Source organism: Pseudomonas sp. FP1742 (assembly GCF_030687145.1).
Classification (GTDB): Bacteria; Pseudomonadota; Gammaproteobacteria; order Pseudomonadales; family Pseudomonadaceae; genus Aquipseudomonas; species Aquipseudomonas frederiksbergensis_D.
Genome location: NZ_CP117460.1, coordinates 288,085 through 300,504, shown reverse-complemented (window position 1 = coordinate 300,504; position 12,420 = coordinate 288,085). Strand labels below are relative to the sequence as shown.

Sequence of the window (12,420 nt, the reverse complement as noted above, 5' to 3'; positions counted from 1 at the left end):
CTTGTAGACCGTCTTGCCCACCCCCATATTGGGGCGACTGACGCGTGAAGGAATCCAACTTGAGCGAACTTCTCAACCGCCGCCTGGCTCTGCTCGGCGAGCGCGCTAACCTCTCTCTGCTCGAACAGTGCCTTCACGGCATCGAACGTGAATGCCTGCGTGTGACGGGCGAAGGGCGCCTGGCGCAAACGCCGCACCCCGAAGCACTGGGTTCCGCGCTGACCAACGAACAAATCACCACTGACTACTCCGAGTCGCTGCTGGAGTTCATTACGCCAGCCCTGCCAGACCCGGCGGACACCCTGGCGAGCCTGGACAGGATTCACCGGTTTGCCTACAGCAAGCTCGGCGACGAGTACCTGTGGAGTCCATCGATGCCGTGCCCGTTGCCGGCCGAGGAAGACATCCCGATCGCCTATTACGGCACCTCCAACATCGGTCAGCTCAAGTACGTCTATCGCAAGGGCCTGGCCCTGCGTTACGGCAAGACCATGCAGTGCATCGCCGGGATCCACTACAACTTTTCCCTGCCGGAAAAGCTCTGGCCGCTGCTTAAAGAGGCCGAAGGTTTTGTCGGCACCGACCGCGATTATCAGTCGTCGGCCTACATCGCGCTGATCCGCAACTTCCGCCGCTACAGCTGGCTGCTGATGTACCTGTTCGGCGCCTCGCCGGCGCTGGACGCCGGTTTCCTGCGCGGTCGCTCGCATCAGCTGGAGCAACTGGATCCGGACACCTTGTACCTGCCGTACGCCACCAGCCTGCGCATGAGCGATCTGGGTTACCAGAGCAACGCCCAGGCCGGCCTGACACCGTGCTACAACGACCTCACCAGCTACACCGACAGCCTGCGCAAAGCGGTGGCTACGCCGTATCCACCGTACGTCGAGGTGGGTACGCACAAGGACGGTGAGTGGGTTCAGCTCAACACCAACATCCTGCAGATCGAAAACGAGTACTACTCCAACATCCGCCCCAAGCGTGTGACTTACACGGGCGAACGGCCGATTCAGGCACTGGTAGCCCGTGGCATCCAGTACGTTGAAGTCCGCTGCCTGGACATCAACCCGTTCCTGCCGATGGGTATCGACCTCACCGAGTCGCGGTTCCTCGACGCATTCCTGCTGTACTGTGCGCTGAACGACAGCCCGCTGCTCACCAGTACCAGCTGCGGTAACGCGACCTCGAACTTCCTCAGCGTGGTCAAGGAAGGTCGTCGTCCGGGCCTGCAACTGCAACGCGACGGGCAAGCGGTGGACATGAAGGCATGGGCCGGCGAATTGCTGGAAAAAATTGCGCCAATAGCAGCATTGCTGGATCAGAGCCATGGCGGCGATGCCCACAGCAAGGCGCTGGATGCTCAACTGGCCAAGGTCCAGGACTCGTCCCTGACGCCATCGGCCCAGGTGCTGGCTGCGATGGCCGAGCACAAGGAAAGCTTCGCCCGGTTCTCCTTGCGCCAGAGCCAGGTGCATGCGGAGTTTTTCCGCAGCGAGCCGCTTCCCCGCGAAGAACAGGCTAAATTTGAAGCGTTGGCGCGTTCGTCGCTGGCTCAGCAAGCGGAGCTGGAACAGAACGAAGTCGGCGATTTCGATGTGTTTGTCGGGGCGTATCAGGCGAGCATTCTGGCGATCAGCAACTAAACTGCCAGAGCAAGTCCCCTGTGGCGAGGGGGCTTGCCCCCGTTGGACTGCGCAGCAGTCCCAAAAACGATACGCGCAATATTTCGGATAAATGATCGTTCCCACGCTCTGCGTGGTAATGCCTCAAGGGACGCTCCACGTCCAGGTGACGCGGAGCGTCACCGACTGCATTCCCACGCAGAGCGCGGGAACGATCGAAAAGCCCCCTCGCCACAACGGTCTCCCTTAGAATTTTCCGCTCATATGCTAATTCTAAAAAGTTATTTATTTTAAGTTTCTTATATCATTTAGTCTCTTTTTCACGCCGACTCCCGGTCGTCTGAAAAGGAGCTTCCCGATGAAACTGATTTTCCCCCTTCGCCTCCTGGCGGCCGCGTCGCTGGCTGCGGCGAGTTTCCTGGCTCAGGCGGCAGATGTGACCGTTGCCTACCAGACCACCGTTGACCCGGCCAAAGTCGCCCAGGCCGACGGCGCCTACGAAAAAGCCACCAAAGCCAAGATCGACTGGCGCAAATTCGATAGCGGCGCCGACATCATCGCCGCCATCGCTTCCGGCGATGTGCAGATCGGCTACCTCGGCTCCAGCCCCCTGACGGCGGCAATCACCCGCAAAGTTCCGGTGGAAACCTTCCTCATCGCCACCCAGATCGGCGCCGCCGAAGCGTTGGTCGTGCGCGACGGTTCCGGGATCAAGACCCCGCAGGACCTGATCGGCAAGAAAGTTGCCGTACCGTTTGTCTCCACCGGCCACTACAGCCTGCTGGCCGCGCTGAAACACTGGAACATCGACCCGTCGAAAGTCACCGTGCTCAACCTCGCGCCGCCAGCCATCATCGCGGCATGGAAACGCGGTGACATCGACGCCACCTACGTGTGGGACCCGGCCCTCGGCGTGGCCAAGGAAAACGGCAAAGTGCTGATCACTTCCGGCGAGCTGGCCAAGTTCGGCGCGCCGACCTTCGATGCCTGGATCGTGCGCAAGGACTTCGCCGAGAAGCATCCGGAGATCGTCACCGCCTTCGCCAAAGTGACCCTCGATGCCTACGCCGACTACCGCAAGGATCCGCAAGCCTGGCTGGCCAATCAAAGCAACGTCGACAAACTGGTGAAACTCTCCGGTGCCAAGGCCAGCGATATTCCGCTGCTGCTGCAAGGCAACGTGTATCCGCTGGCGGCTGATCAGGTGATCACCCTCGGCGCGCCGACCACCAAGGCCATTACCGACACCGCCGCGTTCCTCAAGGAACAGGGCAAGGTCGAGGCCGTGCTGCCGGACTACGCGCCGTACGTCAGCGCCAAGTACATCACCAACTGATCGGGAGTTAACCGCGATGGCTTTGCTACAGCTGGAGCGCATCAGCGCACAGTACCCCGGCAGCCCGGAACCGGTGCTGGCGGATATTTCCCTGAGCCTGGGGCCCCGGCAATTGCTGGTCGCCCTCGGCCCGTCCGGCAGTGGCAAGACCTCGCTGTTGAACCTGATTGCCGGTTTCGTCGAGCCCAGTGCCGGGCGCATCACCCTTGACGGCGTGCCGGTCAAAGGCCCGAGCGCCGAGCGCGGCGTGGTGTTCCAGGATGACGCCCTGCTGCCTTGGCAGGACGTTCTGGCCAACGTCGGATTCGGTCTGGAACTGGCCGGCGCTCCCCGGGAAAAACGTGAACAGCGCGCCCGGGAAATGCTCGCGCTGGTGGACCTTTCCGATTTTGAGAACCGTCGCATCTGGCAACTTTCGGGCGGTCAGAAACAACGTGTCGGCCTGGCTCGTGCCCTCGCCGCCGACCCTCGTGTGTTACTGATGGACGAACCCTTCGGCGCCCTCGACGCCTTCACCCGCGAGCAGATGCAGGAGCTGCTGCTGCAAGTCTGGCAACGCACCGCCAAACCGGTGTTCCTGATTACCCACGACATTGAAGAAGCGGTGTTCCTCGCCACCGACCTGATTCTGCTGGCGCCGAATCCCGGGCAAGTCGTCGAGCGTCTGAGCCTGGATTTCGGTCAGCGTTACGCCGCCGGCGAGTCGGCGCGCGCGATCAAATCCGACCCGCGCTTTATCGAAACCCGCGAGCATGTGCTCGCCAAAGTATTCTCCCAACGCAGTGCCGTTCAGCGGCAGGAGCGCGCATGAGCAGCTATCACATTCCCGCCACCACGGTGAAACCGGGCTCGACGGTGATTGTGCTGCGTCGCAGCGTCGGCACACGCACAATCAGCGTATTAACCTTGATCGCATTGTTGGCGATCTGGTGGGCCGTCACCGCCACCGGGTTAATCGAACCACTGTTCCTGCCGCCCCCCTCCGCCGTATTGCAAAAAGGCTGGCTGCTGGTGACCACCGGCTACATGGACTCGACCTTGTGGCAGCACCTGGGCGCAAGCCTCAGCCGCATCGGTTTGGGCCTGGGCTTCGCGGTGCTGACCGCCGTGCCGGTCGGCATTGCCATCGGCCACAACCGCATCGCGCGCGGCATTCTCGATCCGCTGATCGAGTTCTATCGCCCGATTCCGCCCCTGGCTTATTTGCCGCTGATCGTGATCTGGTGCGGCATCGGTGAATTGTCGAAAGTGTTGCTGATCTACCTGGCAATTTTCGCTCCGATCGCGATTGCCACCGCCACTGGCGTGCGCACCGTCGACCCGGCGAAATTGCGCGCCGCGCAGTCGTTGGGCGCGACTCGGGCACAGTTGATTCGGCATGTGATTCTGCCCAGTGCCCTGCCGGATATTTTGACTGGCGTGCGCATTGGTCTGGGTGTGGGCTGGTCGACGCTGGTCGCCGCCGAACTGATCGCAGCCACCAGCGGTTTGGGCTTCATGGTGCAGTCGGCCGCGCAGTTCCTGGTCACCGATGTGGTGGTGCTGGGGATTCTGGTGATCGCGTTGATCGCCTTCGCCATGGAAATGGGCCTGCGTGTGCTGCAACGCAAACTGGTGCCGTGGCATGGCCAGGCCCACTGAACAATTATTGTGGGAGCGGGCTTGCTCGCGAATGCGGTGTATCAGTCACAGCACAGTTATCTGACACGCCGCATTCGCGAGCAAGCCCGCTCCCACAAATATCTCTGCGCCCCGAATTCAAGAGAACCACCATGAGCAGCCTGAACATCGTCCCCTTAAGCTGTGCCCTCGGCGCGCAAATCAGCGGCGTCGACATCAGCCAGCCGCTGAACCTGGAACAACGCGACGCCATCGAGCAAGCGCTGCTCAAGTATCAAGTGCTGTTCTTCCGCGACCAGCCGATCGAGCCGCAGCAGCAAGCGCGATTCGCCGCCTATTTCGGCGACCTGCACATCCACCCGATTTACCCGAATGTGCCGGAGCAGCCGGAAGTGCTGATCCTCGACACCGCCGTCACCGACGTGCGCGATAACGCGATCTGGCACACCGACGTGACGTTCCTGCCGACCCCGGCGATGGGCGCGGTACTCAGCGCCAAGTTGCTGCCGGAGTTTGGCGGCGACACCCTGTGGGCCAGCGGCATTGCGGCGTATGAAGCGTTGTCCGCGCCAATGAAAACCTTGCTCGATGGGCTGACCGCCACTCACGATTTCACCCGTTCGTTTCCACTGGAGCGCTATGGCAACACGCCGCAGGCGTTGGCCCAGTGGGAGGAAGCCCGGCGCAAGAACCCGCCGCTGTCACACCCGGTGATTCGCACGCACCCGGTGAGCGGGCGCCGGTCGTTATTCGTCAACGAGGGCTTCACATCGAAGATCAACGAACTGTCGGAAACCGAGAGCGAAGCGCTCCTGAAGTTTTTGTTCGCCCACGCCACACGGCCGGATTTCACCATCCGCTGGCGCTGGCAGAAAGACGACATCGCGTTTTGGGACAACCGCGTGACCCAGCATTACGCGGTGGATGATTACCGCCCGGCGCGGCGGGTGATGCAGCGGGCGACGGTGTTGGGGGATGTGCCGTTTTTCCGCTGAGCCGATCGTTCCTGCGCTCTGCGTGGGAATGCCTCAACGGACGCTCTGCGTTCGGCTTTGGATGGGACGCGGAGCGTCCCGGGCAGCATTCCCACGCGGAGCGTGGGAATGATCAGTACGGGGTTATTCAGCCGTCGAAGGCTTCTCCCACAGATTGATCCCGCCCTCCTGGGCAAACCGGTCAATTTCCGCCAGTTCTTCCACGCTAAAGCTCAGGTTCTTCAACGCCCCGACGTTCTCGATGATCTGCTCCGGCCGGCTCGCGCCGATCAGCGCCGAGGTCACCCGTGGATCACGCAGCGTCCACGCCAACGCCAGTTGCGCCAGGCTCTGACCGCGACGCTTGGCAATTTCGTTGAGCCCACGCACATGGGCGATGTTGGCTTCGGACAGGTGCGAAGACTGCAATGAGTCCCCGCCCGGACGATTGACCCGCGCATCCTTCGGGATGCCGTTGAGGTACTTGTCGGTCAACAGCCCCTGCGCCAACGGCGTGAAGGCAATCACGCCGGTGCCGAGTTCGTCGGTGACATCCAGCAGGTCCTTTTCCACCCAGCGATTGAGCAGGTTGTAGGCCGGCTGGTGGATCAGCAACGGGACTTTCCACTCCTTGAGTAACGCGGCCATTTCCCGGGTTTTCACCCCGGAATAGGACGAGATACCGATGTACAGCGCCTTGCCCTGCTGCACGGCGGTGGCCAGTGCGCTGGCGGTTTCTTCCAGCGGGGTGTCCGGGTCGAAGCGGTGGGAGTAAAAGATGTCCACATAATCCAGGCCCAGGCGTTGCAGGCTCTGGTCGAGGCTGGCCAGCACGTACTTGCGCGACCCGCCGCCCTGCCCGTAAGGACCGGGCCACATGTCCCAACCGGCCTTGCTGGAGATAATCAACTCGTCGCGGTACTGCTTGAAGTCTTCTCGCAGCAAACGGCCGAAGTTGATCTCGGCGCTGCCGTACGGCGGGCCATAGTTGTTGGCCAGGTCGAAGTGGTTGATGCCTGAGTCGAACGCGGTGCGCAGCAACGAGCGCTGGGTGTCGATCGGCGTGCTGTCGCCGAAGTTGTGCCACAGCCCCAGCGACAGTGCCGGCAGCACCAGCCCGCTGCGGCCTACGCGGCGGTAAGGGATGGAGTCGTAGCGGTTTTCGGCAGCGGTGTAGGTCATCGAATCCTCTCTTGTGGGTCTTGAATGGGGTATCGACTGCTTTGCAAGCTGCCCAGCATACGCCCAGACAAACGCCAGGAAACCCCGGATTCGACTAATTGCTGAAACGTTTCATAGATTCAATCTTCAGCGTCAGACCTATCACCAAGATCGCAGCCTTCGGCAGCTCCTACATGGAGATGGCGTACCTCTGTAGGAGCTGCCGAAGGGTGCGATTTTTTGATTTTTACCTGGCCTGTGCAAACACCTCCCCCAACCAATCCACAAACACTCGAACCCGTGGCGACATGTGTCGGTTATGCGGATACAACACCGAAACCGGCATCGATGGCGGCGGTGTGTCGGTGAGGATTTCCTGCACCAACCCTTGGGCAATTTGCGTTTCCATTCGGTAATGCGGGCACTGAATCAGCCCCAACCCGGCAATTGCCGAGGCCGCATAAATCTCCGCGCCGAACACCGATAACGCGCCATCGATGGCCACTTCTTTCAGCTCGCCATCCACCATGAACTCGAATGGAAACAGCTTGGCCGTGGTGCGCGAAACGTAGTTCACCGCGCGGTGTTTTTTCAGGTCTTCGAGGTTTTTCGGTTCGCCGTAGTTACGCAAGTATGCCGGGCTGGCGCAGGTGATCTGGCGCAAGTTGGCGACACGTTTACCGATTAGCGCCGAGTCACCCAAGGTGCCGGCGCGCAACACGCAATCAACGCCTTCGGCGATCAGGTCGACGAAGCGATCGGCTTCGCTGATGGACAGTTCGATGTCCGGGTAGCGCGCCATGAATTGCGGCAACGCCGGGATTACAAAGTGCTTGGCCAACGTGCCATGCAGATCCACCCGTAATCGGCCTTTCGGCGCAACGCCGCGAAATGCCAGTTCGGCTTCTTCCAGTTCTGCCAACAACTGCACGCAACGCAGGTAGTACGCCTCGCCATCCAGCGTAGGACGGACCTTGCGCGTGCTGCGCTCCAGTAAACGGGTACCGAGCCAGGCTTCAAACTGATTCAGCGTGTGAGTCAGCGTCGCACGCGGCAGGTTCAGGTCATCGGCCGCCAGCGTGAAGCTGCTGCGCTCGTAGATCCGCACGAAAACCTTCATCGCCTTGACTTGATCCATACGGCGCTCCTGACGATCGATTGTTGGCGATTATTGAACAGTCAAGGCAACTCTCGTGCATTTATCGCCCTGAGTAAACATGTGAGTCTGGCACCACACCCAAGCCACTCCAAGGAATCAAAACCATGACTGCTCAAACTTCGAAAGTTGCCATCGTGACCGGCGCCTCCCGCGGCATCGGTGCCGTGATCGCCAGACAACTCGCCAACGAAGGTTTCGCCGTCGTTATCAACTACGCCAGCAGTGCCACCGAAGCATCAAAACTGGTTGTAGAGTTGCGTCAGGCCGGGCATCAGGCCATAGCGGTCAAGGCTGACGTGGCCAACACCGACGACGTGCGCCGGCTGTTCGACGAGACCGAAACCCAGTTGGGCAAGGTCGACGTGCTGATCAACAACGCCGGCATCCTCAAGGTGCTGCCGCTGGCGCAGCACAGCGACGAGCTGTTCGACCAGACCTTCAACATTCACGCCCGCGGCACCTTCAACACCCTGCGTGAAGCGGCGACCCGCCTGAACAACGGTGGTCGGATCATCAACTTTTCCAGCAGCACTGTCGGCCTTAACTTGCCGGGTTATGCGGTGTACATCGCCAGCAAGGCGGCAGTGGAATCCCTGACCCAGGTGTTCGCCAAGGAGATGCGCGGGCGCAATATCACCGTCAACGCCGTGGCGCCTGGCCCGGTGGCGACTGAGCTGTTTTTGCACGGCAAGAGCGAAGAACAGATCCAGACCTTCGCCAAGATGCCACCGCTGGAGCGCCTGGCTCAGCCAGAAGACATCTCCCGCGTCGTGTCCTTCCTGGTCGGCCCGGATTCGGCCTGGGTCAACGGGCAAATCCTGCGCATTAACGGCGGGTTGGTTTAACTATGCTCGATGTATTGGGCTGAATCCGTAAGGCAGCACACATCTGAAGGGAGGAACCCATCATGCACACCACGATCATCATCACCTTCGGCCTGATCCTGCTGGCACTGATGCTGTTCATCGGCGAGAAAATCGGTTTCTCCCGTCAGACCCTGGCCTACAGTTTTGTCGTGCTGTGGCTGGCGTTAACCTTGATCAACGGCGCGGTCGGCATGGTCAACGCCGGCCAACCGTTGAGTGCGGAACTGGTGGTGGGCAGCGCGGTGTTTGGCGTACCGGTGGCGGCTCTGGTGCTGTTCATGGTGTTGAGCAGCGAGACCTGAGCGCCACCGGTCGATCAACGCACCAAATGCAAAAACTGCATGTGCCGTTCGTACTGGTCGAGGATGTCGTTGATCACCTGATCCTTGGTGTAACCCACCAGATCGTAGTCCTGACTGCCCTCGCGCAAATGCACTTCGGCACGGTGGTAGCGACGGTTGTTGAGTTGCTTGGAACCCATGCCACCCCGGGCGAAAGACGGGGTGAAGTACCCGCGCATCTGCACCTGATAAATGAACGGATGCAGTTCGCCGTGACCGATTTCCAGGCTGACGTTGTCGTTGGCCGGATCGGGCTGAGTGACCACATGCAATCCCTTCTCGACAAACACGGCGGTCACTTCCTCGATAGCCGGGCGCACCGTTGTATCCAGGAAGCGATAGACCTCATCCCGAGATGGAAAATGCACCGCCTGACTCAAGCGCTGACGCCATCCACCGCGTCGCGAACCGGACACCGGCGCCAGGGAATGCAGTTGTGCGATTTGCTTCTGCGACTCCAGATAAAACGCCTTGTGCAGCCCCCACATCATCAGTAGCAAAATCATCGAGAACGGCAACGAGGTCAGCACCACCGCTGACTTCAACGCATCGATGCTGCCGGAGAACAACAGCGCGCTGGTCACCAGCGCGGTCATCGCGCCCCAGAACACTCGCAGCCATTTCGGCCCGTCTTCATCCGGGTTACCGCCCTTGGCGGACAACGTCGACAACACCACGGTGCCGGAGTCGGCGGAGGTGACGAAGAACACGAAGCTGATGAACACCGTGACCGCAATCACGGTTTTGCTCCAGGGGTAGGTTTCCAGCAGCAGGTACAACGTCATCGACGGGTTGTCGATGGCCGACAGGCCGAGCGCGCTCATGCCGTGGTTGAGAACCTGGTCGATGGCGCTGTTGCCGAAGATCGACATCCACGCCAGGGTGAAACCGAGCGGGATCAACAGCACGCCGAAGACGAATTCGCGGATGGTCCGGCCACGGGAAATCCGCGCAATGAACAGGCCCACGAACGGCGACCATGCAATCCACCAGGCCCAATAGAACACCGTCCAGCCGCCCAGCCAGTCGCTCGGTTTGTCGTAGGCGTAGAGGTCGAAACTCTTCATCGGCAAGGCGCCGAGGTAATCGCCAAGGTTCTGGATCAGGGTATTGAGCAAGTGCTGGGTGGGGCCGGCGAACAACACGAACAGCAGCAGCGCACAGGCCAGCAGCATGTTGATGTCTGACATTACCCGCACGCCTTTGTCGACACCGGACACTGCGACGATGATCGCCGCGCCCATCATCAGCGTGATCAGGCCGACCTGAATCCACTGGGTGTGGGCGATGCCGAACAGGTAGTCCAGACCGGAGTTGAGGTGCAATACGCCGAAGCCCATGTCGGCGCCGAGGCCGAACACCGTGGCGATGATGCCGAAGCCGTCCACCGCGTAACCGATGGGGCCGTTGATGCGCTTGCCGATCAGCGGGTACAGCGCCGAACGCAGGGCCAGCGGCAAATTGTGGCGATAAGCGAAGTAGGCCAGCGCCATGCCGACGAAAGCGAACACGCCCCAGCCGTGCAGGCCCCAGTGCAGAAACAGAATCTGCATCGCCTGACGCGCCGCCTCCGCCGTGCCGGCCTCACCTTGCGGCGGTTGCGCCAGGTGTGTCAGCGGTTCGGACACGCAAAAGAAAAACAGCGTGATGCTGATCCCGGCGGCGAACAGCATGCCGGCCCAGGACAAGTAACTGAATTCGGGCTCGTCGTGGTCGGCACCGAGCTTGATCTTGCCGTAGCCGGACAAGGCGGTGACCACCACGAAGACCAGATACAGCGTCATCGCGAGCATGTAGTACCAGCCGACCGTGTTGGCCGCCCAGTTTTGCGCTTGCAACAGCCAGGCACCGGCCTGTTCGGGCATTGCCATGACCACGACGGCGAACAACAAAATGAAGGTCGCCGCGAAATAAAACACCGGCGGATTCATGCGGACAAGGCCGCTTGCGGGGGTGGACGATGCACTCATGAACGGTGCACCTCAAGGGGGAGAAACGTGGCTGTAAAAATCGGACTCAGCAAAGGCAAGCCTCCTGTTGTGAGCGGGCGGCGAACCACCGGTTTAACTTGAATGAGCGTTCAAGTTAAACATGAATAGGGTGCTAAGGACTAATCGCAGGGCTTGGCGGTAGCTTTCCTGCGCTGGCTCAAGGAAGGGGTATGACGCGGGGTTTGCGGGATTCGTTCAGCGGAAAATCAGCTAAAGGCCATTATTTCGCCCGGCTTGAAACCATCGCGGGCGAGCCACGCTCCCACAGAGTTTGTGTCGTTCACGGAATTACCGTTCGACACAAACTCTGTGGGAGCGTGGCTTGCCCGCGATGGCGTCAGAAAGACCACTAGAGATTTTGGACCCTATTTCTGCGTCCCATCATCATGCTGCAGATTCGCCTGGGTCAGGTTGCACCCGGCCGGCACGCTGCGGGTCAGCCAGACGTTGCCGCCGATCGTCGAGCCCTTGCCGATGGTGATCCGCCCCAGAATCGTCGCGCCGGCATAGATCACCACGTCGTCCTCGACAATCGGGTGCCGCGGATGGCCTTTCTGCAACTGACCGTCTTCGTCCGCCGGGAAGCGCTTGGCGCCCAAGGTCACCGCCTGATAGATCCGCACGCGTTCGCCAATGATCGCAGTCTCGCCGATCACCACACCCGTGCCGTGGTCGATGAAGAAACTGCGACCGATCTGCGCCCCCGGATGAATATCGATGCCGGTGGCCGAGTGGGCGATTTCCGCGCTGATCCGCGCCAGCAACGGCAACCCGGCGCGGTACAAATGGTGGGCCAGACGATGGTGAATCACCGCCAGAATTCCCGGATAGCACAGCAACACTTCATCGACACTGCGAGCGGCCGGATCGCCGTGATAGGCCGCCAGCACATCGGTGTCCAACAGGCTGCGCAATCCCGGCAGGGCGAGGGCGAAGTCCTGAATGATCTCGATGGCCCTGGCTTCGACTTCAGTGTCGGCCCGGGCACCATGGCGAGCGGCGTAACGCAGTTCGAGTCGCGCCTGAGCCAACAACGCGTTCAACGCCACATCCAGGGTGTGGCCGACGTAGAAGTCTTCACTTTCCTCGCGCAAATCCACCGGGCCCAAGCGCATCGGGAACAGCGCACCGCACAAGGCTTCAAGAATGTCCGCCATGGCCGCTCGGGACGGCAACTCGCGACCGCCCTGCTCGCCGCTGGCGCGGCCGTTTTGTGCGCGCCACTGGTCGCGCGCCGTACGCAGTTGGCTGACGATGGTCTGCAATTGCCAATGGCTGGAACGCTCGCTCACGGTAAAAACTCCTCACGGGCGGCCGGACGGTCTGGCCGCGTTAACCGCGATTACTTTA

At 60.9% G+C, this 12,420-nt stretch carries 11 protein-coding genes; 7 read left to right on the top strand and 4 right to left on the bottom strand.

Translation table 11 applies throughout. The features are described 5' to 3' along the window. The first annotated feature begins 59 nt into the window (after positions 1-59). From gshA to tauD, 5 genes are all read left to right on the top strand, one after another. The gene (gene gshA / locus PSH64_RS01290) at positions 60-1,643 is read left to right on the top strand and encodes a glutamate--cysteine ligase (protein ID WP_105347296.1); all 1,584 of its coding nucleotides are present in this window, start codon (positions 60-62) and stop codon (positions 1,641-1,643) included. A gap of 337 nt (positions 1,644-1,980) precedes the next feature. After that, positions 1,981-2,958 carry a taurine ABC transporter substrate-binding protein gene (tauA, locus tag PSH64_RS01285; RefSeq protein WP_305479716.1) on the top strand — a complete coding sequence of 326 codons (978 nt, stop codon included), beginning with the start codon at positions 1,981-1,983 and terminating at the stop codon, positions 2,956-2,958. A 16-nt stretch (positions 2,959-2,974) separates the two neighbouring features. Next, positions 2,975-3,769, top strand: coding sequence for a taurine ABC transporter ATP-binding subunit (gene tauB / locus PSH64_RS01280; RefSeq protein WP_305479715.1), 795 nt, complete (start codon positions 2,975-2,977; stop codon positions 3,767-3,769). Beyond that, on the top strand, positions 3,766-4,599 hold the full coding sequence (gene tauC, locus PSH64_RS01275; protein WP_105347307.1) for a taurine ABC transporter permease TauC: 834 nt from the start codon (positions 3,766-3,768) through the stop codon (positions 4,597-4,599). The genes tauB and tauC overlap by 4 nt, the downstream gene beginning before the upstream one ends. A 131-nt stretch (positions 4,600-4,730) precedes the next feature. Beyond that, entirely contained in the window at positions 4,731-5,573 is an 843-nt protein-coding gene (tauD, locus tag PSH64_RS01270) for a taurine dioxygenase (RefSeq protein WP_105347310.1), read from the top strand. A gap of 123 nt (positions 5,574-5,696) precedes the next feature. Here tauD and mgrA read toward each other — a convergent pair whose 3' ends face one another. Both mgrA and PSH64_RS01260 read right to left on the bottom strand, forming a co-directional pair. Then, positions 5,697-6,734 carry an L-glyceraldehyde 3-phosphate reductase gene (gene mgrA, locus PSH64_RS01265; protein WP_105347311.1) on the bottom strand — a complete coding sequence of 346 codons (1,038 nt, stop codon included), beginning with the start codon at positions 6,732-6,734 and terminating at the stop codon, positions 5,697-5,699. A 226-nt stretch (positions 6,735-6,960) separates the two neighbouring features. Then, positions 6,961-7,851: a LysR family transcriptional regulator gene (locus PSH64_RS01260; protein ID WP_305479712.1), complete on the bottom strand. Its 891-nt coding sequence runs from the start codon at positions 7,849-7,851 to the stop codon at positions 6,961-6,963. Positions 7,852-7,976: 125 nt separating this feature from the next. Here PSH64_RS01260 and PSH64_RS01255 point away from each other — a divergent pair, with 125 nt between their 5' ends. Continuing rightward, positions 7,977-8,717: an SDR family oxidoreductase gene (locus tag PSH64_RS01255; protein WP_305479711.1), complete on the top strand. Its 741-nt coding sequence runs from the start codon at positions 7,977-7,979 to the stop codon at positions 8,715-8,717. A 62-nt stretch (positions 8,718-8,779) separates the two neighbouring features. Continuing rightward, entirely contained in the window at positions 8,780-9,040 is a 261-nt protein-coding gene (locus PSH64_RS01250) for a hypothetical protein (RefSeq protein WP_305479710.1), read from the top strand. Positions 9,041-9,054: 14 nt separating this feature from the next. Here the strand turns inward: PSH64_RS01250 and betT are convergent, their stop codons facing one another. Both betT and epsC read right to left on the bottom strand, forming a co-directional pair. Beyond that, a complete protein-coding gene (gene betT, locus PSH64_RS01245; protein ID WP_305481108.1) occupies positions 9,055-11,010 on the bottom strand; it encodes a choline transporter BetT in 1,956 nt (651 codons plus the stop codon). Between the two features lie 425 nt (positions 11,011-11,435). After that, on the bottom strand, positions 11,436-12,362 hold the full coding sequence (epsC, locus tag PSH64_RS01240) for a serine O-acetyltransferase EpsC (RefSeq protein ID WP_305479709.1): 927 nt from the start codon (positions 12,360-12,362) through the stop codon (positions 11,436-11,438). Positions 12,363-12,420: the final 58 nt, after the last annotated feature.